The organism is Streptomyces sp. NPDC014894 (assembly GCF_043080985.1).
Taxonomy (GTDB): domain Bacteria; phylum Actinomycetota; class Actinomycetes; order Streptomycetales; family Streptomycetaceae; genus Streptomyces.
Genome location: NZ_JBIBWD010000007.1, coordinates 334775 through 360086, shown reverse-complemented (window position 1 = coordinate 360086; position 25312 = coordinate 334775). Strand labels below are relative to the sequence as shown.

Sequence of the window (25312 nt, the reverse complement as noted above, 5' to 3'; positions counted from 1 at the left end):
TGGCCCCGAAGAGGACCGCGGCGCCGGACGTGAACGACCTGGAGCACAGCGCATGAGTCTCAGCAGACGCGCGATGCTGCGGGGCGGCGTGGCGCTGGGGGGTGCGGCGGCCGTGGACCCGGCCGCCCTCACCGCCCCGGCGCTCGCCGCCCCGGCGGGCATCGCCATCGACCGGGCCACCAATGTGGCCCTCTCCCACGACCCCGCCACCGGGCGGCTGGTCCACGACGCCGTCAACGCGCTCTGGCTCATGCCGTCCGGGGGCGGTCCGGCCCGGCGGCTCACCGACGACGCCGAGGACGCGACCTGGCCGTCGTTCTTCCCCGGCGGCGCCCGCGTCGCCTTCCAGTCCTTCCGCCACGGCCGGTACGACCTGTGCGCGGTGGACGTCGCCACCCTCGCGGTGGAACGGCTCACCTCCGGCCCGCAGTACGACATCGAGCCCGCCGTCTCCCCCGACGGCACGGCGATCGCCTATGTCTCCGACGCGGGCGACACCAGCACGATCCGGATCCTCGACCTGGCCACCGGCAGCTCCCGCGCCGTCGCCGGGGCCGACGACCGGCGCTCCTACCGCTCGCCCGCCTGGCATCCCGACGGCCGGCTCCTCGCGTACATCGCCGGGGAGACCTCGGTGGAGACCCTGCGCCCGGCGACCGGCGAGCGCACCGTGGTCCGCACCGCGCCCCCCGGACAGGTGCTGCGCGGCACGGGCTACGGACCGGACGGCGCGCTCGCCCATGTCGCCGTCGACGGCCCCCGGGCCACGCTGTACGTCGACGGCCGGGCGGTGACCGGACCGGCCGAGGAGCCGGGCCCCTTCCCGCCCGCCTGGACCGGCGCCCGCGAACTCGTCCACGGCTCCGCCGACGGCCTCCTCCTCCGCCGCACCGCGCCCGCCGCGCCCACCGGCGCGCCATGGACCTCTGCCGCGATCCCGTTCACCGCCGTGCTCGCGCCGCCCGGCACGCCCCCGGTCTCCGCGCGGCCCGTCACACCGCCCCGCGAGGCCCCCGTCCGGGGCATCGCCGGACCGGCGATCTCACCCGACGCCTCCTCGGTCTGCTTCCGGGCGCTGGGCGCGCTCTGGCTCATGCGGTTCGGCTCCGCCCCGGTGCGGATCGTCGACGGCGGGGATCCCAACGACCCGCACTGGTTCCCCGACGGACGCTCCGTCGTCTACAGCGGCGACCGGTCCGGCGTCCCCAACCTGTGGCGGCACACCCCCGGCGGCGGCCCCGACGAACAGCTGACCGACCACCCCGGCGGCGCGCTGCGCCCCAGCGTCTCGCCCTCGGGCGACCGGATCGCCTTCCAGGACGAGGCCGGGGCCGTACGGATCCTCGACCTCGCCGCCGGGACCAGCCGCGAACTGCTCCCCGCCGCCGACAAACCCGGCAAGGCGTCCTGGTCCCCGGACGGCGCCCGGCTCTCGATGGCCGTCCTGGTCACCGCCTCCGAGCGGGAGACCGCCGGATACAACCGGGTCCTGACCGCCGAGGTCGCCACCGGCCGGACCGTCACCCGGCCCATCGCCCCGTACCGCTCCATCGCCACCCGCGGCGACGACGGACCGGTGTGGACCCCGGACGGAAAGGCGATGATCGTCGTCGCCGAGAGCCTGGTGCACCGGGTGCCCGTCGCACCGGACGGGACGGTCACCGGACCGCCCGTACCGCTCTGCGACCGGGTCGCCGACGCGGTCTCCGTCTCCGCCGCCGGACATGTGCTCTTCCTCTCCGTCGGCGAGCTGACCCTGCTGCCGCCCGGCCGCCGGCGGCGCCGGCCGGTCCGGCTCGCCACCTCGCTCGTCTGCCGGCAGCGCCCGGCCGCGCCCCGCGCCGTCGTACGCGCCGGGGCGCTCTGGGACGGCGAGGGCGACGGCTACCGCCGGGACGTCGACATCACCGTCGAGAACGGCGTCGTCGTCGCCGTCGAACCGGTCCGCCCCGGCTCCCCCGCGCCCACCGTGGACGCGAGCGCCCGCACCGTCATCCCCGGGCTCGTCGACGTCCACAACCACTGGCACCACCGGGGCCGCCAGTGGGGCGGGCGGCAGGGGCCGCTCTGGCTGGCGTACGGGGTGACCACCAGCCGCTCCACCGGCGATCCGGCCCACCGGATGGCCGAGACCCGGGAGGCCCTGCACTCGGGCGCGGTCACCGGGCCGCGCTATCTCGGCTCGGGCGAGCCGCTGGACGGCGCGCGGGTCCGCTTCGACTTCATGCGCTCCGTCACCTCCGAGGAGCAGCTCGACCGCGAGCTGCTCCGGGTGACCGGCCTCGGCTACCACGTCGTCAAGTCCTACCAGCGCCTTCCGGTGCTGCTGGAGAGACGGCTGGTGGGGCGGCTGCGGCAGGCGGGCGTCCAGGCCGTCTCGCACTATCTCTACCCGGCGCTGCCCACCGGCTTCAACGGCATGGAGCACACCGGCGGGGAGAACCGGCTCGGCTACTCCCGCACCCTGAGCTACGCGGGCGGGCGCGCCGCCGAGGACACCGTGCGGCTGCTCAGCCGCCCCGGGGTGTACATCTCCTCCACACTGCTCTTCGCCCATGAGCTGTTTCTGGACAGCCGCGATCTCATCGAGGACCCGAGGACCCGCACCCTCTTCCCCTCCTGGGAGTACGCCGCGCTGCTGGCCCGCGCGGAGCACGCGGCGACCCCGGGCGGCGAGCTGGACCGCGCCTGGACGGCGGGCGACGTCGATCTGCTGCTGCGGGTGCACCGCGCGGGCGGCACGGTGGTCGCGGGCACGGACGCGCCGCTGGACTCCGTCGGCATCGGCATCCACCAGAATCTGCGGGCGCTGGTCAAGCACGGTTTCACCCCCGTCGACGCGCTGCGGACGGCGACCGGGAACGCGGGCCGGGCGCTGGGCGCGGCGGGCACGCTCGGGGTGATCCGGCCGGGGGCCCGCGCCGATCTGCTGGTGATCGACGGGGACCCGCTGCGGGACATCGCCGCCGCCGCCCGGATCGAGCAGGTCTTCGTGGACGGCCACCGGCACACGGTGCGGGAACTGCTGGCCCCCTTCGCCCGTTTCCCCCGTACGCGGACGGCGGCCGCGCCGGCCGCCCCGGCGCCGTCCCCGGGCTGCTGCCGCTCCCGCCCGGCCCCGCCGCCGTGACCGGGCCCCCTCGGCGACCGGGGCCCTTGGCGAAAAACCTCTGGTGTGACCACACGATGATCATGTGTGCTGAAGACTCGTGGTGACACCACCCACTCATCCGCATCCTTCGAGAACGCAGGGACTGTTCATGTTCGAACTCGTTGAGCCCATCAAGACCGAACGTCTGGTCATCCGTCCGTTCGCCGCGCGCGACGAGGACGACATGCTGGAGTTCGAGTCCCGGGAGGACGTGGCCCGCTATCTCTTCAACGAGCCGCGCACCCGCGAGGACAACGCCAAGGAGCTGGCGGTCCGGCTGGAGCAGACGGCTCTGCGCAAGGAGAAGGACACCCTGATGACCGCCGTCGAGCTGGACGGCAAGGTCATCGGCTATGTGCTGCTCGTCTGGCTGAGCGAGGAGCACCGGCAGGGCGAGTTCGGCTATGTCTTCCACCCCGGCTTCCAGGGCAAGGGGTACGCGACGGAGGCGGCCGTCGAGATGCTCCGCATCGGCTTCGAGAAGATGGATCTGCACCGGATCATCGGCCGCTGCGATCCGCGCAACGGCGGCTCCGCCCGGGTCATGGAGCGGCTGGGCCTGCGCAAGGAGGCCCACTTCGTGGAGTCCGAGATCTTCAAGGGCGAGTGGGGCGGCGAGCTGCACTACGCGATGCTGGCGTCGGAGTGGCGCGCGGCGCGGGACGCTTCGTGACGCGGGGCTGACACGGGAGGGAGGCCCCGGACGGGGCCTTCCTTCTCCGGGCGGGGCGCCGGGGCCGTCCGGCATGAGTTCTGGCCATTCGCGCGGGGCCGGGCGGCTCGGTTCGGGCGGCTCGGCCCGGTTCGGCTCGGCTCAGTTCAGCTCGGTTCGGGTCGGGTCGGGTCGGGTCAGAGCGAGTCGGACGTCGTCGGCCAGCCCTGGCGGCGCAGCACCCCGGCGATGTCCGGGGCCCGGTAGTGATCGCCCTTGAGGACCTTGCCGTCCTCCCGCAGCACGGGCACGCCGTCGGGCCCCAGCTTCGACATATTGGCGCGGTGCACCTCGGCGAGGACCGCGTCCAGATCGATGCCGTGGACCAGCGCCGTGCCGTAGGCGACGTAGACGACGTCGGCCAGCTCGTGCGCCAGGCTGTCGAGCGGACCGTCGACGGAGACCTCCGCCACCTCCGCGAACTCCTCGGCCAGCAGCTCGTGCCGGTGCGCCGCCAGCTCCGGCGGAACCTCCGCCGGGACGGCCCGGGCGTCGAGCCCGAAAGCGCGGTGGAACTCCTGGACCAGGGCGGCGGGCGACTGCTTCATCCGGCCGACTCTACGCGGCGGACGGGGCTCCCGGCCCCGGTGGAAGAAGGTCAGCCCGACCGCGATCAGGGCCGCGCCGAGCAGCACGGCGCTGAGCGTATGACCGATGCCGGTGTCGGAGAGTATGGGCTGCACCCCGGCGCCCGGCCCCTCGCCGTACGGCACGCCCCCGGCCGCACCGCCCGCCGCCGCACCGGCGCCGGAGGCCGCGAGCGCCGGGGCCGCACCGCCCGCCGTCAGGCATATCGCGCACAGCAGCAGAACGCCGCGACGCACCCCGCCCCGCCGCCGGGCCCGCGCCGCTCCGCCGCGCGGCCCCCGGTCCGAAGGATCAGCGAACACCGTCACAGCCCCGCCCTCTCGCCGTAGCCCCGCCCGCCCGGGCGTCCCCCGCCGTGCAGCAAGACGGCGAACACCACCGCCCTGGTTGTTCACGTATCGAGGGAAATTTCGCGACCCGTTCCCCCGTGCGCCGGCCGGGCGGCTGAGCTGCGACGACACCCGCGCCTCACCCGGACGGTCGGCGTTTTCACTCTCCCGCGCCACGCGGCGCGCGCGAGGGGCCCGGCGCGCGAACGCTGAGGAGCGACAGCCCTCCGTCAGAGAAGAGAGCACCATGGCTGTGTCACCGCCCTCCGCCGCCCCGTCGAACCGTCGCCGCATATCCGGCATACCCCTCACCGCTCTGCGCCGGACCGGCGCGCTCACCCTGGCCCTGGCCACGACGGCGCTCTGCGCCGCGCCGGCCGTCGCCGCCGACGGAAGCGGCTCCGACGGCAGGGCCAAGCCGACCGTCGTCCTCGTGCACGGCGCGTTCGCGGACGCGTCCGGCTGGAACGACGTCGTCGAACGCCTCCAGCACCACGGCTACAACGTGGTCGCCCCGCCCAACCCGCTGCGGGGCGTCGGCAATGACTCGACCTATGTGGCGTCCGTCCTGGAGTCCATCGAGGGCCCGATCGTCCTCGCCGGCCACTCCTACGGCGGCGCGGTCATCAGCCAGGCCGCCGCCGGGAACCCCAACGTCAAGGCGCTGGTCTACATCTCCGCCTTCATGCCCGACGTGGGCGAGTCGCCCGCCGGGCTCTCCGGCAAGTTCCCCGGCAGCGAACTCCAGCCCGCCCTGCGGCCCGTCCCGTACACCGACGCCCACGGCAGCGGCTCGGACCTGTACATCAAGAACGACAAGTTCCACTCCGTCTTCGCCGCCGACCTCTCCACCGCCCAGACGAAGGTGATGGCGGTCGAGCAGCGGCCCGTGGCGGCGGCCGGATTCGCGGAGAAGGCGACCGCGGCGGCCTGGAAGACCATCCCGTCCTGGTTCGTCGTCGCCAAGAACGACAAGGCCATCGCGCCCGATCTGGAGCGCTTCGAGGCCAGGCGCGCGAAGTCGCGCACCATCGAGATCAACTCCTCGCACGTGGCGATGATGTCCCACCCCGACACCGTCACCAAGGTGCTCCGCGAGGCCGCCTCCGGCAGTGCCGACCGGCCCGCGCTGGCCGCGACGGGCACCCGGACCAAGGCCCTCGCGGGCCTCGGCGGACTCGCGAGCGCGGCCCTCCTCGCGGGCACGGCGCTGGTCGTGACCTCCCGCAAGCGCCGGAGCGCCGGCGGCTGATCCGCCGACGCGCCGCACGGCGGCGGGCCCGGCGCACCCCGCGCCGGGCCCGCCGCCGTTCAGTGCCGCCCGACGAAGTCCAGCACCGCGTCGTTCAGCGCCGGGGCGTTCTCCTCGTGCATCAGATGCGAGGCGTGCAGGATCAGGATCCGCTCGCTGTCCGGCAGCAGCTCCTCCAGCCGGTCGACGAGCCGGTGGAACAGCGGCGCGCTGTGGAAACCGTTCACCAGCAGTGTGGGGACGCGGAGCGCGCGGACGTCCTCCGGGTCGAGCGGGGGCGTCCCCGCGTCGAAGAGCCCCGCCTTCAGCGCGGAGAGGTTCTCGCGCATCTGCGGTACGCGCTCGGGGGCCAGTCCCGCGTACGCCCGCTCGTCCAGCACCCCCCGCAGAAAGATCCGCATCGCCCGCTCGTCGTCGCCGGCCCGGAACGCCCGGCCGGCCGGCGCGAGGGTCCCGATCCGGAATCCGAGCAGCGCGCGCAGGACGGCGGGCCGGCGCAGCAGCGGCGGCAGCTCGGCCGGGCGGGGCGGATCGCTGAGCAGCAGCGGCACCACGGGCGGCTCCTCCAGCACCAGGCTCCGTACCGCCTCCGGCCGCCGGATCGCGGCGAGCAGACTGATGAACGCGCCCCACGAATTGCCGACCAGATGCGCGGGGGCGGCCCCGACCCGCTCCAGGAACGCCAGCAGATCGTCGACGTGCGGGCCCATCGGATTGGGGACGCCGGGCGGGATGTCCGGATTGGGGCGGGCGTAGCGTCTGCTGTAGGCGATGGCCCGGTACGCCGCCCCGACGGCGGGCAGCTGCGCGTCCCAGGTGCGCAGATCGCTGAGGTCGCCGTGGACGAAGACGACGGGCTCGCCGTCCCCGGTCTCCCGAAAGGCCAGGGAGACCCCGTTGACGTCGGCGGTTTCCATGTTTCCCCTCTCACCGGGCCCGCTTCCGACGAGCGCCCTCACCCTTCCCCCTCCGCCCCGCCGCCTAACGGCCCCTCACCCGTCCACTGGCCCATCCGGCGCACCCGGCGTGCGCCCGCGCCCCTCCGCTCCTTGACTGGAGTCCGGATTCCCGACGGAGGAGGCGTACGGCGTGAACACGCGGTGGAAGCGGTGCCTGGCGGCGGCGGGGCTCGCGGCGGCGCTGGCCGTCCCGGCCGCGGGCTGCTCCGACGGCGAGGGCGGCCCGTCCGACGTCGCCTCCCGCGCGATCGCCTCGGCGACCGCCGCCGTCGACGACAAGCTCCACGAGATCAAGGGCGGCGTCAACGCCAAGGACCAGGTCACCCTCGGCGCCCCCGACAGGGACGCCGACGGCCGCACCACGGTCGTGATCACCGCCCGCAACACCGCCGGCTCCCCCAAATCCTTCGCCGTCCAGATCATCTACCGCGACCCCGGCGGCAATCTCCTCGACACCGTCCTCGTCACCCTCCCCGACATCCCCGCCGGCTCCTCCGCCAAGGCCACGGCCCGCAGCAACCGCGATCTCTCGGGCGACGTCCGCGCGGAGACGGGGACGGCGCTGCGGTACTGAGCGCGTCCGCGCGTCCCGCCCTCAGCGCAGCCGCGCGGCGATCCGGGCGCGTACCTCCCGAGCCCGCGGATCGTCATGACCCGCCAGAAGCCGCAGCGCCTCCGCCCCATGCCGCCGCGCCGCCTCCGGATCACGGTCGGACACCGCCCGGGCCAGGCCGTCCAGCGCCAGGGCCTCGTTCCAGCCGTCGCCGAGCGCGCGATGCGCCGCGGCCGCGCGGCGGTGGAAGCCGGCCGCCTCGTCGGCGCGGCCGAGCCTCCGATAGATCTGCCCCGCGCCGTGCCAGGCCAGCGCCTCCCGGCCGCGGTCCCCGAGCCCTCGGTGCCGGGAGGCCGATCGCTGGTAGGAGACGAGGGCGTCCGCGAGGGCTCCGACGGCCTGCTGGGCGTCGCCGAGACAGATCAGCCAGAAGCCCTCCAGCCGTGCGTCGCGCAGACCGAGGGCGATCTCCAGCGCGGCGTCGGCCGCCTCAAGGGCCCGCTCGGGCTCTCCCCGCTCGCGCTCCAGTTCGCTCAGCAGCCGCAGCGCGTTGCCCTCGCCCCGGCGGCTGCCGAGAGCGCGGTGTGCCGTCAGCGCCCGCCGGACGGCGACGGCCGCCTCGTCCGTACGCCCGGCGCGCAGATGGGTGCTCCCGAGGTTGGCGAGCGCGGTGGCCGCCCAGTGCGCGGATCCCAGCTCGCCGAAGGCGTCGACGGCCTGCGCGAAGTGGTGCGCCGCCTCGGCCAGGCGTCTGCCGCGCAGGTGGGTCAGCCCGATCAGATTGAGCGAGTGCGCCTCGCCCGACCGGTCCCCCAGCTCGCGCAGGAGCGTCAGCGCGCCGTGATGGCACTCGGCGCCCTCGGCCGGGCGGCCGGCCCGGGTGTGTCCCATGCCGAGGGCGGTGAGCAGCAGGGCCTCGGCCGCGCGGTCGCCCAGCCGGCGGGCCGCCGCCAGACCGATCAGGCCGACCGGCTGCCAGTCCTCCGCGGGCGCGGACGGTGACTGGGTGTGCCAGAGCACGGCCGCGAGCCGCCAGGCGGTCCGGGGGCGTCCGGGGGCGGCGGCGCGGACGGCCCTCAGCAGATTGGCGTGCTCCCGTTCCGACCAGTCCACGGCGGCGTCGCGGTCGGGGAAGGACGCCGGACGGACGCCGTCGGCGGGCGGGGCGAGTTCCAGCCGGTCCTCGGCCGGGGCGAGCAGGCTCTGGGCGGCGTCGGCGGTGTGCAGATACCAGTCCAGGACCCGGCGCAGCGCGGCGTCCCGTTCCTCGGGCGGCTCCTCGTGGTGGGCCTGGTCGGTGGCGTAGGCGCGCAGCAGATCGTGGAACTGATAGCGCTCGGGGGCGGTCTGCTCCACGAGATGCGCGCCCACCAGGGAGTCGAGCAGCTGCCGGGTCCGCCCGGCGGTCAGTCCGGCGAGGGCGGACGCGGCCCCGAGGCCGAACTCCGGTCCCGGGTGCAGTCCGAGGAGACGGAACAGCCGTGCCGCCCGGTCGGAGAGGGCCCGGTAGGACCAGGCGAAGACGGTCCGCACGGCCTCGGCCTCCTCGTCGTCCCCGGTGCTGAGCGCGTCCCAGAGGGCGGATTCGTCCCGGAGGTCGGCGATCAGGTCGTCCAGTCGCATATGGGGGCGTCCGGCGGCGCGTTCGGCGGCGATGCGCAGGGCCAGCGGGAGGCGGGCGCACAGCTCCGCCAGTTCGGTGAGCCGGTCCGGGTCGTCGGCGGGGCGGTACCCGGCGGTGACCGCCCGCAGGAGCGCGACGGCCTCCTCCTGCGGCAGGGTGCCCAGCGTCAGCCGGCGCGCGCCCTCCCGGACGGCGAGCCCCGACAGCCTGCTCCGGCTGGTGACGACCACCAGGCTGCCCGCGCTGCCCGGAAGGAGCGGGCGCACCTGGGCCGCGGTGGCCGCGTTGTCCAGGACGATCAGGAGCCTGCGGTCCGCCAGCAGGGAGCGGTACAGCGCGGCGGCGGCGTCCGGATCCCTCGGGACGGCGGCCGGGCGGACGCCGAGGGCGGTGAGAAAGCGGTGCAGGGCGTCCTCGGCGGTGACCGGTTCCCCGGGGTCGTAGCCGCGCAGATTGACGTAGAGCTGCCCGTCCGGGAACCGCTCCTGGACCCGGTGGGCCCAGCGCAGGGCGAGGGAGGTCTTTCCGGCGCCGGCGGTGCCCGCGATCACCCACACCGAGACCACGAGCGCCGTGCCGTCCTCGTCGCAGAGCACGGCGTTCAACTGGTCCAGCTCCTGGGCGCGGTTGACGAAGCCGCGTACGTCGGCGGGGAGCTGCCTCGGGGTGGGGACGGTCGCGGGCTCCTCCTCCGGGGCGCCGTAGTGGTGGAAGTGGATCCCGCCGCTGACGCCTCCGGCCTGGACGACGTCGCGCGACGAGCCCGACAGCTCGTTGCGCGAGCCGCCGGAGGGCTCCGCGTCCGCGCCGGGTCCGGTGATCGTCTACTCCGTCGGAGGCTTCGGCGGGGGCAGGTGCGCCACCTCGCGGTCGAAGTAGCGGGCCATGTCCTCGGCGCTCCCGTACAGCTCGGCGACAGCGCGCTCCCAGCGGCCGACGAGTTCCGGTTCGGTGTAGCGGATCGCGCCCAGCGTGGCGCCCGACGCGGAGTAGAGGACTCGGTACAGGGTGCGTCCGCCGAGGACGACGACCTCGGGGAGCGGGCCGGGGGCCTCCGCCTCGGCGAGCGTTCCGGCGTCGACGACGCGCACCCGCTCCCCGTACGCGGCCCGTTGCCGCAGTGAGTGGAGCTCCCACTGGAGGTAGGGGGTGAGGGGCTTCTCGACCACGCGCACCCGGTGGAAGAAGGATCCGCGGCGCTCGTCCTCACGGGCGAGGGCGAGCAGCGTGTCGCGGCGTTCCCCGAGGAGCGCGAGCGCCTCGTCCCACGCGCCCCGGCGCAGTGCGTCCCGGCTGGCGCTGCCCTGCTCCTCGAAGTGCTGGAGCCGCTCCAGTTTCCAGGAGTCGTGCCGGACGACCTCGGCGTCGCGCTCTCGGAAGTCCCGTTTGTAGGACTCCCGGTCGAGCCGTTCGCCCAGCTCGGGAGGGAGGGGCGGGAAGCGGGGCTCAGACATCGGGGATGTCCGGCTTGGCGGCGCTGAGCAGGGCGCCGGGGATGACGACCAGCCGTTCGTCGGCGGCGAGGGTCACGCCGTCCGGGAGGCGGGAGCCGTAGTGGTCGGTCAGATCTCTGCCGATCACCGCGATGTCCCCGTTGCTGAGCCGCCAGATGTCCGGGCAGTCGTCCCGTCCGTCGGAATTGCCCAGTTCCGCGGCGGGCTTGCCCAGCCGCCTCTCCAGGGCGGCGGAGGGATCGGCTTCCCAGGCGCGCGCCATGGCTGCCTCCGTTCGGCTCGGCCACCGTGGGGATTCGGTACGCAGTGTAGGCAGGGCCGTCACAGCGGGCAATGGCCCGACGGGCTCGCCGGGCCCGGGCCGCCGTACCGCGGGTGCGCCGGACCGGTCCCGCCGGGCGAAACGCGGTGGAGGCGGGCGGGGGCCGCGGTGAGGATGGGGGGATGGATCTTCGAAGTGTTTCCGCGCAGGCTCTGATCGTGGTGGACGTCCAGGCGGACGCGGTCGTCGGCGGGCGGGCGGTGCCCGGGGCCGGGTGGCTGGTGGAGCGGACGGGGGAGTTGATCGGGCGGGCGCGGCGGAGCGGGGCGCTGGTGGTGCATGTGCAGAACGACGGGTCGCCCGGGGCGGGCGACGAGCCGCACACGCCGGGCTGGGAGCTGCACCATCCGGTCGGGGCGGGTCCGTTGGAGGCGGTGGTGCGCAAGACCTCGGCCGACGCGTTCGACGGGACGTCGCTGGGGGAGCTGCTGGCCGGCTCGGGGGTGCGGGCGCTCGCGGTCTGCGGGGTGATGTCGGAGATATGCGTGCAGGCCACCGCGCGGACCGCGCTGGCGCTGGGTTATCGGGTCGTCCTGCCGTACGACGCCCATACGACGCACGACATTCCGGCGGCCCCCGGGATCAGCGAGGTGGTGCCGGCCGCCGCGGTCTCCCGGGTCGCCGCGTGGGCCCTCGGCACGGCCGAGATCACCACCGCCGCGGCCGGCGTGGTCTTCACCGCCCCGCCCTCGCGGGGGCGTTGAAGGGCCGCCGGGACGGTCCGGCGCGGATCTGCCGACAGGGGACTGGACAGGCACATTTACACTTAGCCAAGCCTTACCAAACTTGCGCCGGTCCTCCACCGCACGAAAGCAGAACGTCCATGATCAGCAACATCGCTTCGCGCCGCCGCACGCTCGCCCTGGCCACCGCTCTCGCGGGCGCCCTGACCCTCACCGCGTGCGGCTCCGACGCGGACTCCGGGTCCGGCGACGCCAAGGGCGAGGACAAGGGCGGGCAGCAGACCCGTGTGATCAAGACGGCCATGGGCGACGTCAAGGTGGCCGCCGAGCCGAAGCGGGTCGTCGTGCTGGACACCGCCGAGCTGGACTCCGTGATCACCCTCGGCGTGAAGCCGGTGGGCGCGACCCGCACCGACTCCGTCTCCGGCTTCCCGGCCCATCTGCCGGCCGAGACGGTCGAGGGCGTGAAGCTCGTCGGCGAGATGACGGACCCGAACCTGGAAGCCATCGCGGCGCTCGACCCCGATCTGATCCTCACCAGCAAGATCCGGCACGAGGACAAGTACGAGCAGCTCAAGGGCATCGCCCCCACCGTCATGACCGAGTCCACCGGCCTCCCCTGGAAGGAGAACTTCCGCACCCACGCCGAGGCGCTGGGCAAGAAGGACGAGGCCGAGAAGGCCGTGGCGGGCTACGAGAAGCAGACCGCCGAGGTCACCAAGGCGCTGGGCGGCAAGGAGAAGGCCGCGAAGACCGAGGTCAACATGGTGCGCTTCGTCGAGGGCGCGGACATCCGCATCTACGGCAAGGAGAACTACATCGGCACCCTGCTCGCCGATGTCGGCCTGGGCCGCCCGGCCGTCACCGAGAAGGCCGAGGAGGGCTTCATGCTGAATGTGAGCCCGGAGAAGATCGACCTCGCCGACGCGGACGTCATCTTCCACTCGACCATCGGCGACCCGAAGAAGGCCAAGGCCACCGAGGTGCTCGGCGGACCGCTGTGGAAGAACCTCGACGCGGTGAAGAAGGGGAACGTGCACTCGGTCCAGGACGAGCTGTGGATCCAGGGCATCGGCTACACCGCCGCCGGGAAGATCCTCGCGGAGCTGCAGACCGCGCTGACCAAGTGACCGGCTGACCGGCCGACCGCCTGACCGGTCGACCGGTCGACCGGTCGCAGCAGAATCGCCGGTGGGGGCGGGCGCGGACATCCGCGCCCGCCCCCACCGGCATGACCGGGACGTCTACGACGAGTGCGCCACTCCCCCGGGGCGATACGAGGGCCGCCCGCCCCGCGCGCTCACCCGGGGTCCCAGCTCTCGTCCTCGTCCGACTGGTACGGAACCCCCACGGCCGCCGTCGCACGCGTCACCTTCATCGCGGCCACCCCGTTCAGCAGGTCAAAACTTTTAAAGCGGTTCATGCCATTTCCCCCTTTCGTTCCCTTCATTCTTTCTGTCCTTCAATCGGCAATCAACTGATTACCTGCTCCGACCGCCCGCACCGCGTGCTCGCGCTGTCTGCGGATCAGATACCGGCCGGGGGCGATCCCCGTGCCGCCGTGCTCGGGATGGAGCAGATACGCGACTCCCGAGACCTCGGCCAGCCCGAGCGCCAGCCCCTGGGGATCGCCGACCCCGGCGGTCCAGCGACAGGCGCCCGCGTCGGCGGTGAGGGTGTGCGGATGGCCGCCGGCGCCGCGCAGCAGTTCGACGCCGCCGGGCGGGACCGGCCGCCACTCCGCGTCGGCCGGCACCTCGGCGTCGGCCACCAGCTCGTGCGGCACGACGATCAGATCGCCCTGGGCCTGGGGTCCGCCGACCACCGGGACGGCCGCCTCCCGCTCCAGATGGGCGAGGACGTCGAGGCCGGTACGGGAGGAGAGTTCGGCGAGGGTCGTCACGGCGGCGGGCGCGGGCCGGGGTGCGGTCGCGGGTGCGGTCGTCTTCATGTGCGTCACCTTCGAGTGCGTCGTGGGGGCGGGCGGGCGGAGGTGGGGTGGTGGTGCGGTGCGGTGGTGCGCGGTCGTACGGGAGGCCCGCGCACCGTCGCCCGGCGGTCGGCTTCGGTCGGGATTCGGTCCAATTAGGGATCAGTTCGAACAGGGTGGGACCGGCGAAGGTCCGGTTCGGACCAGTGAAGGTCCGGTTCGGAGCGGTGACCGTCCGGTTCGGGGCCGGTCGCGGTTCGGTTCGGGCCGGGCGGTCGGGTGCGGGCCGGGGCCGGGCGGGCCCGGCGGTCAGGTGCGGCGGGCGAGTCCGGCGTACTGATCGCCGCTCAGGCCGTAGGTCCACCCGGCCGCGGACACCGGATCGTCGATGTCGGCCGGCACGCTCAGCCCGTACGCGCGTCGTCCGCCGTCCGGCCCCGCCGAGCCGTCGACCGCGAGCAGCAGCCGGGCCGCGCGGCCCCAGATCTGCTGGGGCAGATGGTAAAGGCGCAGCTCACAACCGGGGTTGCCGGGATCGGGGGCGGCGGCCACCAGCGGCAGACCGGCCTGTTCGACGTACGCCTCCCAGCCGATCCGCTCCATCACGGCGTGACGGGCGTCCATCCGGGTCTCGCGATGGAGGACGGCGGCGGACGGGGCGGTGACCGCCCGGGCGGAGACCGGGACGCCGTGCAGCGCGTAGACCTCGGTCCCGTCCGCGTACCGGACCGCGGGTCCCCGTCCGTCGTGCAGCCGCACCTCGCCGAACCGGGCGCCCGGCAGCGGTTCGGTGCGCACCTCGACCGGTCGTTCCGCCATGACGCACACCTCCTCTCGGGGCCACCACCACCCGGCCGTCCGGGCGAGTTCCATCCACAGGTCGAGCAGTCGTCCGTCGCCGCCCTCGCAGACGCGATGGCCGAGCCGCCGGCGGATGTCGTGTCCGGCGGCCCAGTACGCGTCCTGCGAGCCGTACCAGGCGAACCCGGTACGGCGGCCGCCGGCCGACAGCAGCGCGGTGCGCGTCGGGGCGACGAGTCCGTCCCACAGCGCGGTGTGCAGCGGTTCGTGCACGGCCACCGCCAGGACGGTGCCGAGCGGGACGCCCCGGGCGAGCGCCTCCTCGGGCGGCAGGGTGCGGGCCGTCTGGACGGGGGCCTGCCACCACAGCAGGTGACGGCGGTCGGTCCGCGCCTCCGCCCGGGCCCGCAGCCCGGCCGCCGAGGCGGCGATGGAGACGGCGACGGCCGATTCGCGCCCGTCGTCCGGGATCAGCGGCAGCGCCGCCGCCGGGGACGGGACCCAGACGAACGCCGGCCTCGCCGCTCCGGCGACGCGGTACAGCTCAACGACCGCGGCCTCGGCACGGTCCCGGTCGACTGGTCGGGTGGAGCGCCCGAGCGCCAGCCACTCGTCGCGCAAGGAGCACGCCAGGGCGAGCCGTCCGGAGCCCCCGGGAGGGGTACGAAGGTGCTGCGGGGATCCGTGATCACGGGTCCCGGGTGAGCGTTTCACCGCGCTCACCGGAGGGTGGCGGTGTCCGCCTTTCCATCTGTCATACCCAGGATCGTGGCAGGCGCCCCGGGCATCCGCAACGCTGTTTTCGCCGGTGATCGGGGCCCTCGGCAGGGGTGCCGGCCCGGCCCTCAGGCGTACCGCGAACGGCTCACGGGGCCGCCCGCCACGCCGTGATGACACCCGGGGATGGCCGGATGCGTACCGGAGGCCGGGCCGCTCATCGGTCCCCGCCTGGGGGATCCGCTGGGCGGCCCGGCCGTCATTCTGTCCTGAATTCGCCGTCGCGGCCGGGTGGTCGGAGCGAAGGGCCGACCGGCGGCCCCGGCGCGGTCCGCACCGGCGGCCCCTCCGACGGCCCCCGCCGGATTCAGCCCGCCCAGACGTCCTCGACGTAGCGCCCCTCGTCCATGAGCCCGGCGAGCCAGTCCTCGGCGGCCTCCGGGGTCGCGCCCACGCGGTCGGCGTAGACGGTGCGGAAGGCGTCCCGGACGGCGGGGGCCATGGCGCGGCCGTCGCCGCAGACGCGGACATGGGCGCCGGCGGCGAGCAGCTCCCAGACCTCGTCCGCCTCCCGGAGGATGCGGTCCTGGACGTATCGCGCGCCGTTCTCGGGGGCCTTGGAAAAGGCGGGGCGCGGGCTCACGGCCCCGGCGGCCTCCGCCGCCTCGAACTCGGCGCGGTGGAGGTAGTCGACGTCGGGATGGTCGCAGCCGAAGTAGCAGAGCAGGGGCGCTCGGTCGGGGCGCGGATCGGCGACCCGGTCCGCGACGGCGGCGCGGAAGGGCGCGAGCCCGGTCCCGGCGGAGACCAGCAGCACCGGTACGGCGGGGTCCGCCGGGAGCCGGAAGCCCTCGCGGCAGGGGGAGATCCGGCCGTGGACGGTGTCCCCCGGTCCCAGCCCCGCCAGATGGGCCGCGCCCGCGCCCAGGAACCGCCCCTCGCCGCTGCGGTGCGGCGCCGGGTGGGCGGCGACCATCAGGTCCACGGTGTCCGGGGCGAGCGCGGGCGAGGAGGAGATGGAGTAGTAGCGCGGGTTCGCCGGCGGGAGGACGTCGAGCAGCTCCGGCAGGCCGGGGCGACAGGAGGCGTGCCGTTCCAGCAGATCGGTCACGGTGGGCGCGCCGGGCCCGACGGCTCTGTCCGTACCAGCGGCTCCGGCGGCTCCGCTCGTTCCGGCGGCCCCGGCGGCTCCGGCGGCTCCGGCGGCTCCGGCGGCTCCGGCGGCGAGTCGCTCCAGCGCGGCGCGCTCCGGCGGGCAGGGGGTGTGCGCGGCGAGGGCGGCGGCCTGCCGGGCGGTCGCGGGGCGGCCGAGTTCGGTGAAGTGGGTCAGCAGGGTGCGTACGGTCATCGGCCGGTCCAGCGGCAGCCGCCCGCCCCCGGCGGCGCCGAGCACGACGACCCGGTCGGGGTCGAGCTCCAGGGCCCGGAGCGTACGGTCGACCAGGGCCGCAGGGTTGGCGGGCCGGATCAGCAGATGGTCGCCGCTGCGATAGGCCGTCCCCTCGGGGAGGCGCAGCCGCAGAAAGCGCTTGGAGCGGCCCAGCGGGCTGGTGAGGTCGGCGAGTTCGGCGGTCTCGGCGACCGTGAACGGGAGCAGTCCGTCGTGGACGGGGAGGCCGCCCTCGCCGGGGTGGTCCGTGACGGTGTGGCGGGGTCCGGCGGGCGCGGGGTCCGGGTCGGGGCCGTCGGCGGGCGCTCCGTACCGCTCCAGGAGCGCGGGCCACAGCCGCTCGGTCCACCGCCCGACCTCGGCGGCGACGTCCGTGGACACGTCGACGGCGGCGCGTTCGACCAGGGCGGCGCCGCCCGCGGCGGCCAGCTCGCGGTCGATGAGGGCGGGGACGCGCTGATAGGTCGCCGACCAGTTGCGGTCGCCGATGCCGAGGACGGCGTACGGCACGCCGGCCGGGGCTCCGGAGCCCTCCAGCCACGCCGTGAAGCGGGCGGCGTCGTCGGTGGGCCGGCCGTTGTAGGAGGAGGCCACGATCAGTACGGGGGTGTCGGGGCCGAGTGCGTCGACGGCCTCGTCCAGCGGGGCGAGGGAGGTGCTGAAGCCGTGCCGGGCGCCCTGGTCGGCGAGGTCGGCGGCGATGCTCCGCGAGGTGCCCAGATTGGAGCCGTACAGCACGGTCAGGGTGGTCCCGGGGGCGCGCAGGCCGGCCGTGGCGGGGGCGGCCGGGCGTCCCCGGGCGGGTGCGGCGGCAGGGGCGGCGGCCGGGCGGCGGTCCCCAGGGGTGCGGCGTACCGGGGTCAGGGTGAGGCCGTCCGGTTTGAGGGTGAGGGTCTCCTTGATCCGCAGCCGGTAGTCGCTGTGGTCGAGCAGCCGGTAGCGGTGGACGATCAGCCCGAGCAGGAGGGTCGCCTCGTGCAGCGCGAACTGGCGGCCTATGCAGGAGCGTTCGCCGTTGCCGAAGGGCTTGTAGAGGTGGCCGGGGCGGCGTTCGGTGTTCTCCGGGGTGAATCGGTCCGGGTCGAACAGCTCGGGGTTGTCGCCCCAGCCCGGGTCGCGGTGGAGCATCGGGGTGATGACGGTGATCACCTGGCCGCGCCGCACCGGGTGGCGGCCGCCGATGACGGTGTCCTCCAGCGGCTCGACGGCGAAGGCGGGCGCGGTGGGCCACAGCCGCAGGCTCTCGTTGAGCACCCGGCGGAGGTGGACGAGCCGTCCCACGTCCTCGTACGAGGGATCCGGGTCCGGGTCGCTCCCCCACAGCGTGTCGGTCTCGGCCTGGGCGGCGGCGAGCACGGCGGGGTTCTTGAGCAGGTGGTGGAGGGCGAAGGAGAGCGCGCCGCTGGTGGTCTCGTGTCCGGCGATCAGGAAGGTGAGCAGCTGATAGCGGATGTTGGCGTCGTCGAGCGGTTCGCCGGTGTCCTTGTCCCGGGAGTTGAGCATCAGGTCGAGGAGGTCCCGGCTCCGCCCGGGGCCCGCGCCGTTCCCGGTCTCCGCGAGGGGCGCGAGGGGGGCGGCGGCCCGGCGGCGGCGGACGATCCCGTCGGCCAGCCGGTTCATGGCGTGGATGTCGGCCCGCTGGCGGTTCTCGGAGACGGTGTGCAGGAATTCGAGACCCGGGACGAATCCGGTCTTCCGCTGGGCGTGGTCGAGGGCGCGGACCATCGAGGCGATGAAGGGGTGCGGCTCGGTCCGCGCGAAGCACTCGAAGTCGTGGCCGAAGCCGCAGAGTCCGATGGTGTCGAGGGTCAGCCGGGTCATGTCCTCGGGCACGTCCACCGGAACGCCCTCGTGGGCGTCCCACTTGGCGAGGAGCCGGCGGGCCACGGTCATCATCGCGGGGTGGTAGTCCCGCAGGGCGTTGAAGGAGAACGCGGGCATCAGGATGTTGTGCGCCTTGCGCCAGTTGGGCTCGTCACCGAAGGCGGTGAAGAGTCCGTCCCCGGCGAACTCCCGCACCGTGACCAGCGGGGCCGCCGACTTGCGAAAGCGCGTCTCGTCGCACACCTCGGCGACCAGGTCGCCGCCCGACACCATCAGGGTGTCCTCGCCGAAGATCCGCAGATTGAAGATCGGGCCCAGCGCCCGGGCCTCGCGCATCGCGTACTGGGTGAAGGCGTCGGTCGGCACGCTCAGCGCGTGGCCGAAGACGGGCAGCGGCGTGCGCTCGGGAACGGTGGCCGTCCGCGCTCCCCGGCCCGGTGCTGTCGAGTCCATGGATCCTGCCCTCCGGTGGTCGTCGAGGGACGGCGACCTGGGGTGCCGGTCCCGCCTCCCGGTCCACCATACAAACGACATTGTCACCTGACAATGTCGCTCGACAGTTTCGCTTGACTATGTCGCTATAGTGGCTTGTATGGCACATGTAACCGCCGCCGAGCGGCGGCCCCAGCTCATCGCGGCGGCCATCGAACTCATGGCACGCGAGGGCGTCACCGCGGGCTCCACCAGGGCGATCGCCGCCGAACTGGGGGTGGCGCAGGCGACCGTGCACTACACGTTCGGGACCAAGGCCGATCTCTACCGGGCCGTCCTGGAGTTCCTCACCGAGGACCTGCTCGCCGGCGTCCAGCGGTCGGTGGCCCGCGCCACGAGCCTGGAGGAGGCGCTGCGGGCCACGGCCGACGCCTTCCTGCTCGACCTCGACGGCCGGCCGGAGCTGAATCTGCTCTGGTTCGAGCTGATCGCCTTCTCCCTCCGCAGCCCGGAGCTGCGCGAGGTGGTCGAGCGGTATCACGAGGGCATCGCCGACATCGCCACCGAGGCCCTCACCCAGACCGAGCGGCGCGGCCGGCGCGCCTTCGCGCTCCCCGCCGCCGATCTGGCCCGCTTCCTCCTCTCCGGCCTCGACGGCCTCGGCCTGCACCTCCTCGTCCGGGGCGAGGGCCCAGCGGACGACTCCACCCGGCGCGCCCTGGACCTGCTGGTGACGGCGACGGTGGCGCTGGCGTACGGCGGGGCGGGCGCGCCGGGGGGCGAGGGCTGAGCAGGAGCCGGACAGGGGCCGAGCGGGGGCGCCCGGCCTCCTGAACCCTTCCGGCCGGGGCGCCGAGGAGGCCCCGGGGTCAGTCCGCCGGGCGGGAGGCCGCGGCCCGGCCCGGGGTGCGGACCGCCGTCCAGGTCACCACGAGGCCCGCGGCGAAGAGGGCCGCCGCGACGGCGAAGGCCGCGGTGTAGCCGTGGGTGAGGGCCTCCGCGGCCTGGGCCCCGAGGGCGGGGTCGGCCGAGGCGACGGCCTGGTGGAAGGCGCCGGCCGCGTCGTCCAGACGGTCGTTCGCGGCGGCGGCGGAGACCGTGGTGAGGACCGCGAGGCCCAGGGCGCCGCCGACCTGCTGGGCGGTGTTGAGCAGCGCCGAGGCGATGCCGGTGTCCTCGGGGCGTACGCCGCTGACCGCGCCGAGCGTCATCGGCACGAAGCCCGAGCCGAGCCCGAGGCCGGTGAGGAGCATCGCGGGCGCGAGATGCGTCGCGTACGGCGAACCGGGCTCCAGCAGACTCAGCCAGAGCATGCCCAGCGCCGCCACCAGCAGCCCGGGCCCCGCGATGCTCCGGGGCGAGTGACGGGCGATCAGCTTGGAGCCGAGGGTGGCCGCGATCGCCATGCCGATGCTGAAGGAGAGGTAGGCGAAGCCGGTCCGCACCGGGCTGTAGCCGAGGATCTGCTGCATGTAGAGGGTCAGGAAGTAGAACGTGGCGAACATGCCCGACCCCATGAACAGCATGGTCGCGTACGCGCCCGAGCGGCTGCGGTCCCGGAAGAGGCGCAGCGGCAGCATCGGGTTCTCGGTCCTGGACTGGAGGACGAGGAAGACCGCGAGCAGCACCGCGGCCGCGGCGAGGGAGCCGAGGGTGAGGGCGTCGGTCCAGCCGTGCTCGCCGCCTCGGGTGATGGCGTGGACGAGGGCCAGCAGACCGCCGGTGCCGGTGATCGCGCCGGGGACGTCCAGCCGGCCGGGGCGGCGGTCGGCCTCGGTGTCGGCGAGCACGCGGGTGCCCGCGAGGATCGCCAGGCCGATCGGGATGTTCACGAAGAACACCCAGCGCCAGTCGAGATAGTCGGTGAGCACCCCGCCCAGCAGCAGCCCCACGGTGGAGCCGAGGCCCGCCATGGCCGCGTACACGCCCATGGCCTTGTTACGGGGAGCGCCCTCGGGGAAGTTGGTCGCGATCAGCGAGAGCGCGGTCGGCGCGGCGATCGCGGCGCCGACGCCCTGGAGGATCCGGGACGCGATCAGCACCTCCTCGCCGCTCGCGACGCCCCCGAGCAGTGAGGCGAGGGTGAAGACGGCTATACCGGCCCGGAACATCCGCCGCCGCCCGAAGAGATCGCCGGCCCGGCCGCCGAGCAGCAGCAGACCGCCGAAGGCGAGCGCGTAGGAGTTCACGATCCAGGCCAGATTCGCGGCCGAGACGTCCAGGTCGTTCTGAATGCTCGGCAGCGCGATGTTCGTGATCGTCCCGTCCAGCACCACCATCAACTGCGCCGCGGCGATCACGAGCAGCGCGAGTCCGGGGCGGTGGGCGGGTGGGGCGGAGGTTGGGGTGGGGTTGGGGGTGGGGCTGGGCATGGCGGTGGTCTCCCGGTGGGTGCGGGGCGCGCGGGGGCGCGGGCCACCGATAAAAATATACAAGCGTTGAGATTTATTTATCACCGGGCGTTGAGAAATTTGTCACGCGCAGGGGGGTGCGCGCTGGCGCGCGCGAGGGGGGGTGGGCGCCTCCGGCGCGGGGGTGGGCGGCCGGGGCCGGGCCGTCGGCCGGGCCGGCGCCGAGGGGCTCCCTCGGGTGGGTCGGCGGGGATCGGCCGGGGGCGGCGGGGCCGATCGCGGCGGCTCGGGCGCGCCAGGAGGGCCGTGGCGGCGGAGCCGTACCCCACGGGCAGGGTCCGGGGGCGTCTGGCGAGCAGCCGGTGGGGCCTGTTGGGGCTGGCTGCCGCACCCGGCGAGGGAACGGCGGCCGGCGGTACGACCGGGGGCCGGGCGGGCGCGGAACCGGCGGGGCCGGGAGCGTACGCCGCCGGGGTGCCCCCTCGGGTGGGGCGCGAGGGTCGGCGGGGATCGGCCGGGGGCGGCGGGGCCGATCGCGGCGGCTCGGGCGCGCCAGGAGGGCCGTGGCGGCGGAGCCGTACCCCACGGGCAGGGTCCGGGGGCGTCTGGCGAGCAACCGGTGGGCCTGTTGGGGCTGGCTGCCGCCCGGCGGACGGCTGTCGGTGCGGCCGGGCTCGCGGCTGCGGGGCGTACGGGAGGGGCCCGCTCCCGTACGGGGTGGCCTCGGGACGCGCGGCCGGCGGGGCGGGGACGTACGGGAGGGCGGACGCCCCCGGGGGCGGTCGGGGGCGGGCCCTGTTCGGTGGGTCAGCGTCGTGGGTGCGGACAGTCCTTACCCGGCGGGAACTTTGTCCGTGAGGTCGTAGCCGCCCTCGATCACCTTGGAGTCGGCGGCCGGCGCCATGCACTTGCTCAGCGGCGGCTCGCCCTTCTCGGTGCCTCCGGAGAGGCCGATGCGGCTGGGACCGCCGCTCTCGCCTTCTCCCACGTAGAAGCTGATCCCCATGCGGACATGCCGCTTCAGATAGTCGTCCCAGCCGGCGACGTTACCCCCGGTGCGCACGATGCGCCCGGTCACGGTGGCGGTGGGGCCGCCGGTGGTCAGGCAGTCGACCTTGAAGTCGCCCCAATTGACCTTCTCGGGCTCGCCCTTGGCGGCCGGCATCCGGTGGTGGATGCGGAAGGTGCCCCAGGCCTTGTCGGGCTCGACCCAGCCCACGCCCTTGAAGGTGGCGTGGGCGTCCACGGTGACCCGGATGTCGTGACCGGCGTCGGGATAGTCCATGCGGCCCCAGCCCTTGAGGCTGGAGGTGAGGGATCCGGAAGGGGTGGAGGCCCGCACGGTCTTGCCGGGCTCGGACGCGGGTGCCGCTGACGCGGAGGCGACCCCCGCGGTGGTCACCGCCACGGCGGTCGCCGCGAGGAACGTGACGGCGCGGTTGGGCAGCTTGAATCCGGACATGGCGGAACTCCATTCGAGGTCGTGGAACCGAGGCGCCGGAGCGCGAGAACCTCCGCTCGGCCACGACCGATCATGCTCAACATCCGCTCCGCACACGTCAGTCAGCGGTCGCGACCGCTCTCCACCGTGCGACCGAGCCCGCCGGTGAGGCGATACCCCTCACGGCGTAGCGGGGCGTCGCCCCGCTGTCCGGGCGGGATCGGAACGGCCGGCGGGCGGCAGACGAGGTGGTCATGCGGCCCGTGGGACAGAGCCCAGGGTCTTTCTTTTGGATCAGCCGGATCAGGGAGCGGGGTCTGGTGCCGTGCATCGCAAGGCGGAGGATTGAGTCCATGCGGTGGGGGCACCTCCCGCGCCGCCAGGCGCAGGGCGGGGGCACCTCCCGCGCCGCCAGGCGCAGGGCGCAGGGGGAGTGCGGTGCAGGGCACGCGAGCCCGGCAAGATCCGAAAGAGAGGCCCTAGGAGCGGTAGCCCCAGCGGGCGCGGCCGTCCTTGCCCATGAAGCATCGCGCGGGTCGGCCGTCGGCGGTCGTGGCGGTGGAGCCCACGGGGGCGCAGCTCTGTCCGAAGCCGACGCCCGCCCGGGTACCGGAGCCGCCGCCCGAGCCGCCCGTACCGGTGCCCGAACCCCCCGTACCGGTGCCCGAGCCGCTGCTCGACCCACCGCGCGGGCCGGAGGCCGGGCCACCGCCGTTGGCGGGCGGTCGCCGAGGCTCGGCGACGGGCTTCGGCCGGGGCTTCGGCTTCGCCTCGGGTTCGGGCTTGGGCTTGGGCTTGGGCTTCGGTGTCGGGCTGGGTGCGGCGCAGGAGTCGCCGGGGGCGATCAGCCACAGGTCGACCTGGGCTTCCGCGGCGACCTCGGCGTTCGGCGCCGGGCGCTGTCGGCAGACGTGCTGGTCGTCGAGGTCGCGGGACGCGCCGTCCAGGCGTTCGCCGGTGTGCGCGTGGAAGTGGAGCACCCGGTGGAGGCCGAGGTCGTCGAGGGCGCGCGAGGCGTTGACGAGCCGGTCGCCGACGACGTCGGGCATCAGGACCCGGCGCGGTCCGAGCGGTCGCGTCGGGCACTCCTCGCGCTCCGGGACGGCGTACAGGGTCAGGGCGGTGGCCGAGCGGATCACCACCTCGTCGCGCGAGGGCTTCTGGAAGCAGACCCGCCAGCCGTGGTCGCCGAGCGCCACCGGCCGGCGGCCGGAGGAGGCGTCGGCCGAGGAGACCGTACGCCAGGGGGCGCTGCGGGCCCTCGCCGCGGCCCCGGTGAGGGTGGCCCCGGCGAAATCGGGGACGGCCGCGGCCGGCTCCGCGCGGTCCTGGGCCGCGGCCTCCCGCGCGCCGGAGCCCGAGTCGGGTTCGGCGACGTTCACGAAGACCGCGAAGGCGGCCACGATCGCGCAGGCGGAGACGGGCCGTCGGCGCGCCCACGCGGCGATCCGCCCGCGCCGCCCGGGGCGCGCGGGCGACCCGGCGGGCACGAACTCCCCGACGGCCTGGAGGAGTTCCCCCTTCGGGTCGAGCTTCGAACCGTTCAGCCGGCGGGGTCTCCCCTCGGCCAGGATCTCGACGGAGTCGAGCAGCCCGCTCGCGCGGCGGAGTATCGACAGCGGCGCGGGCGCCCGGATCAGCCGGGGCGACAGAGCGCTCGGGAACAGGATGAGCCCGTCCGGCGTGAGCACCGCGTAGCCCCAGCCGTGGTGGTAGAAGGACTCGGCCCTCTCGTCCGGCCCCAGTTCCTCCAGCAGGGCCCGCGCGTGGCTCTCGGGCAGGGAGACGCTCTCCGCCTCGGCGGCCGTCGCGGTGCGCGGGTCGTTCCGCAGAAGAAGCTGCGCGGGGGTGTCGGACATAAGCGGATGTTAACGGCCGTCGATCGACGGCCGGCCGCCAGGATGGGAACGCGCCCCCGGGCCGCCGCCCGCGCGTACTCCGAGGTCAGCGCGGCCGCTTCAGGCCCCGGGGCCCTGGGGCGGGGTGATCAGGGAGCGGAGGAGGGGGACCGCGAGACGGAGGATGTCGTCCTCGGGGGCCTCCGCGAGATCCGGCATCCGCAGGAGGTGGCGGTGGGTCGCGATCCCCATCATCATCGCGCCGACGAGCGCCGAGCGGAGCCGGGCGTCCGGGTCGTCGAGCGCCGCGGCCACCGGGTCGACGGCCTGCTCGGTGACGCGGCGGCGCAGCAGTTCGGCGGCTTCCTCGCTGGTCATGCTGGCGCGCAGCAGCGCGGTCATCGGGCTGTCCGGGTCCTTGGACCAGGCCCCCAGCATGGCGCGCAGATAGTTCTCCACCGATTCGCCGGGATCGTCCGTGGTCAGCTCGGCGACCGGGATCTCCCAGCGGACGGCCTCGCGGAACAGCTCCTGCTTGGTGCCGAAGTACTGGATGACGGAGGCCTTGTCGACCCCGGCGTCGGCCGCGATGGCCCGGATCGTGGCCCGCTCGAACCCGGCCCGCGCGAACTGCCGCCGGGCCGCCTCCAGGATCCGCCGCTTGGTGCGCTCGCCCTTGCGCTCCGGAACGCCGGACTCCGCGACACTGGCATCAGGGGCGCCGGACCCCGCGGCACCGGGACCGGGAGCGCCCGGATCGGGAGCGCCCGGATCGGGAGCCCCGGACCCCGGGGCGCTGGCCCCCGCGGCGCTGGCCCCCGCGGCCCCGGCGTCAGGAGCCCCCGGCCCGCCCGGCTCCGCGCCCGCCGGGCCCTCGCGCTTCTCGGGGGCGTCGTCCCTGGTCACGCCGGTCTCCTCTCCGCGTACTCCGGCCCCGATGCTACAAGCGCCCGGGGCCCCG

At 74.7% G+C, this 25312-nt stretch carries 20 protein-coding genes; 7 read left to right on the top strand and 13 right to left on the bottom strand.

Annotation, left to right across the window (positions count from 1 at the left end; translation table 11 throughout):
* The first annotated feature begins 52 nt into the window (after positions 1-52).
* Positions 53-3130: an amidohydrolase family protein gene (locus ACF089_RS19295; protein ID WP_392027955.1), complete on the top strand. Its 3078-nt coding sequence runs from the start codon at positions 53-55 to the stop codon at positions 3128-3130.
* A gap of 130 nt (positions 3131-3260) precedes the next feature.
* On the top strand, positions 3261-3824 hold the full coding sequence (locus tag ACF089_RS19290; protein WP_392027953.1) for a GNAT family N-acetyltransferase: 564 nt from the start codon (positions 3261-3263) through the stop codon (positions 3822-3824).
* 176 nt (positions 3825-4000) lie between these two features.
* On the opposite strand, the gene ACF089_RS19285 is transcribed toward ACF089_RS19290, so the two are convergent.
* Complete coding sequence (locus tag ACF089_RS19285; protein WP_392028186.1) at positions 4001-4411, bottom strand: MazG nucleotide pyrophosphohydrolase domain-containing protein; 411 nt, start codon at positions 4409-4411, stop codon at positions 4001-4003.
* Between the two features lie 616 nt (positions 4412-5027).
* Between ACF089_RS19285 and ACF089_RS19280 the strand changes: the two genes are divergently transcribed.
* Positions 5028-6032: an alpha/beta fold hydrolase gene (locus ACF089_RS19280; RefSeq protein WP_392027950.1), complete on the top strand. Its 1005-nt coding sequence runs from the start codon at positions 5028-5030 to the stop codon at positions 6030-6032.
* Between the two features lie 59 nt (positions 6033-6091).
* On the opposite strand, the gene ACF089_RS19275 is transcribed toward ACF089_RS19280, so the two are convergent.
* Entirely contained in the window at positions 6092-6949 is an 858-nt protein-coding gene (locus ACF089_RS19275; RefSeq protein WP_392027948.1) for an alpha/beta fold hydrolase, read from the bottom strand.
* A 172-nt stretch (positions 6950-7121) separates the two neighbouring features.
* On the opposite strand from ACF089_RS19275, the gene ACF089_RS19270 reads away from it, so the two are divergent.
* Positions 7122-7565, top strand: a complete 444-nt coding sequence (locus tag ACF089_RS19270) for a hypothetical protein (RefSeq protein ID WP_392027945.1) — start codon at positions 7122-7124, stop codon at positions 7563-7565.
* Positions 7566-7586: 21 nt separating this feature from the next.
* On the opposite strand, the gene ACF089_RS19265 is transcribed toward ACF089_RS19270, so the two are convergent.
* From ACF089_RS19265 to ACF089_RS19255, 3 genes are all read right to left on the bottom strand, one after another.
* Positions 7587-9773 (bottom strand): ATP-binding protein, encoded by a 2187-nt coding sequence (locus ACF089_RS19265; RefSeq protein ID WP_392027942.1) that lies wholly within the window; start codon positions 9771-9773, stop codon positions 7587-7589.
* 219 nt (positions 9774-9992) lie between these two features.
* Positions 9993-10622: a DUF6879 family protein gene (locus tag ACF089_RS19260; protein WP_392027939.1), complete on the bottom strand. Its 630-nt coding sequence runs from the start codon at positions 10620-10622 to the stop codon at positions 9993-9995.
* Positions 10615-10884, bottom strand: coding sequence for a hypothetical protein (locus tag ACF089_RS19255; protein WP_392027938.1), 270 nt, complete (start codon positions 10882-10884; stop codon positions 10615-10617). The genes ACF089_RS19260 and ACF089_RS19255 overlap by 8 nt, the downstream gene beginning before the upstream one ends.
* Positions 10885-11066: 182 nt before the next feature.
* Between ACF089_RS19255 and ACF089_RS19250 the strand changes: the two genes are divergently transcribed.
* Entirely contained in the window at positions 11067-11648 is a 582-nt protein-coding gene (locus ACF089_RS19250; RefSeq protein ID WP_392027935.1) for an isochorismatase family protein, read from the top strand.
* A gap of 119 nt (positions 11649-11767) precedes the next feature.
* A complete protein-coding gene (locus ACF089_RS19245) occupies positions 11768-12757 on the top strand; it encodes an ABC transporter substrate-binding protein (protein WP_392027932.1) in 990 nt (329 codons plus the stop codon).
* Between the two features lie 170 nt (positions 12758-12927).
* Here the strand turns inward: ACF089_RS19245 and ACF089_RS19240 are convergent, their stop codons facing one another.
* From ACF089_RS19240 to ACF089_RS19225, 4 genes are all read right to left on the bottom strand, one after another.
* Positions 12928-13050: a hypothetical protein gene (locus ACF089_RS19240; protein ID WP_392027929.1), complete on the bottom strand. Its 123-nt coding sequence runs from the start codon at positions 13048-13050 to the stop codon at positions 12928-12930.
* A 39-nt stretch (positions 13051-13089) separates the two neighbouring features.
* Positions 13090-13578: a hypothetical protein gene (locus ACF089_RS19235; RefSeq protein WP_392027926.1), complete on the bottom strand. Its 489-nt coding sequence runs from the start codon at positions 13576-13578 to the stop codon at positions 13090-13092.
* A gap of 288 nt (positions 13579-13866) precedes the next feature.
* On the bottom strand, positions 13867-14979 hold the full coding sequence (locus ACF089_RS19230; RefSeq protein ID WP_392027922.1) for a DUF6745 domain-containing protein: 1113 nt from the start codon (positions 14977-14979) through the stop codon (positions 13867-13869).
* Between the two features lie 463 nt (positions 14980-15442).
* Positions 15443-18742, bottom strand: a complete 3300-nt coding sequence (locus ACF089_RS19225; protein WP_392027919.1) for a cytochrome P450 — start codon at positions 18740-18742, stop codon at positions 15443-15445.
* A gap of 139 nt (positions 18743-18881) precedes the next feature.
* Between ACF089_RS19225 and ACF089_RS19220 the strand changes: the two genes are divergently transcribed.
* Positions 18882-19511: a TetR/AcrR family transcriptional regulator gene (locus ACF089_RS19220; RefSeq protein WP_392027916.1), complete on the top strand. Its 630-nt coding sequence runs from the start codon at positions 18882-18884 to the stop codon at positions 19509-19511.
* A 79-nt stretch (positions 19512-19590) separates the two neighbouring features.
* Here ACF089_RS19220 and ACF089_RS19215 read toward each other — a convergent pair whose 3' ends face one another.
* From ACF089_RS19215 to ACF089_RS19200, 4 genes are all read right to left on the bottom strand, one after another.
* Positions 19591-21093 (bottom strand): MFS transporter, encoded by a 1503-nt coding sequence (locus tag ACF089_RS19215; RefSeq protein WP_392027913.1) that lies wholly within the window; start codon positions 21091-21093, stop codon positions 19591-19593.
* 811 nt (positions 21094-21904) lie between these two features.
* Positions 21905-22534, bottom strand: a complete 630-nt coding sequence (locus ACF089_RS19210; RefSeq protein WP_392027910.1) for a hypothetical protein — start codon at positions 22532-22534, stop codon at positions 21905-21907.
* Positions 22535-22992: 458 nt separating this feature from the next.
* Positions 22993-24372, bottom strand: a complete 1380-nt coding sequence (locus tag ACF089_RS19205; protein WP_392027907.1) for a hypothetical protein — start codon at positions 24370-24372, stop codon at positions 22993-22995.
* 99 nt (positions 24373-24471) lie between these two features.
* On the bottom strand, positions 24472-25257 hold the full coding sequence (locus tag ACF089_RS19200; RefSeq protein WP_392027904.1) for a TetR family transcriptional regulator: 786 nt from the start codon (positions 25255-25257) through the stop codon (positions 24472-24474).
* Positions 25258-25312 lie beyond the last annotated feature (55 nt).

Coding starts and splice junctions, on each gene's coding strand:
- ACF089_RS19225 (WP_392027919.1), bottom strand. CDS start 18,742: ATGGACTCGACAGCACCGGGCCGGGGAGCGCGGACGGCCACCGTTCCC.
- ACF089_RS19280 (WP_392027950.1), top strand. CDS start 5,028: ATGGCTGTGTCACCGCCCTCCGCCGCCCCGTCGAACCGTCGCCGCATA.
- ACF089_RS19235 (WP_392027926.1), bottom strand. CDS start 13,578: ATGAAGACGACCGCACCCGCGACCGCACCCCGGCCCGCGCCCGCCGCC.
- ACF089_RS19240 (WP_392027929.1), bottom strand. CDS start 13,050: ATGAACCGCTTTAAAAGTTTTGACCTGCTGAACGGGGTGGCCGCGATG.
- ACF089_RS19285 (WP_392028186.1), bottom strand. CDS start 4,411: ATGAAGCAGTCGCCCGCCGCCCTGGTCCAGGAGTTCCACCGCGCTTTC.
- ACF089_RS19255 (WP_392027938.1), bottom strand. CDS start 10,884: ATGGCGCGCGCCTGGGAAGCCGATCCCTCCGCCGCCCTGGAGAGGCGG.
- ACF089_RS19220 (WP_392027916.1), top strand. CDS start 18,882: ATGGCACATGTAACCGCCGCCGAGCGGCGGCCCCAGCTCATCGCGGCG.
- ACF089_RS19295 (WP_392027955.1), top strand. CDS start 53: ATGAGTCTCAGCAGACGCGCGATGCTGCGGGGCGGCGTGGCGCTGGGG.
- ACF089_RS19215 (WP_392027913.1), bottom strand. CDS start 21,093: ATGCCCAGCCCCACCCCCAACCCCACCCCAACCTCCGCCCCACCCGCC.
- ACF089_RS19275 (WP_392027948.1), bottom strand. CDS start 6,949: ATGGAAACCGCCGACGTCAACGGGGTCTCCCTGGCCTTTCGGGAGACC.
- ACF089_RS19210 (WP_392027910.1), bottom strand. CDS start 22,534: ATGTCCGGATTCAAGCTGCCCAACCGCGCCGTCACGTTCCTCGCGGCG.
- ACF089_RS19245 (WP_392027932.1), top strand. CDS start 11,768: ATGATCAGCAACATCGCTTCGCGCCGCCGCACGCTCGCCCTGGCCACC.
- ACF089_RS19260 (WP_392027939.1), bottom strand. CDS start 10,622: ATGTCTGAGCCCCGCTTCCCGCCCCTCCCTCCCGAGCTGGGCGAACGG.
- ACF089_RS19290 (WP_392027953.1), top strand. CDS start 3,261: ATGTTCGAACTCGTTGAGCCCATCAAGACCGAACGTCTGGTCATCCGT.
- ACF089_RS19205 (WP_392027907.1), bottom strand. CDS start 24,372: ATGTCCGACACCCCCGCGCAGCTTCTTCTGCGGAACGACCCGCGCACC.
- ACF089_RS19250 (WP_392027935.1), top strand. CDS start 11,067: ATGGATCTTCGAAGTGTTTCCGCGCAGGCTCTGATCGTGGTGGACGTC.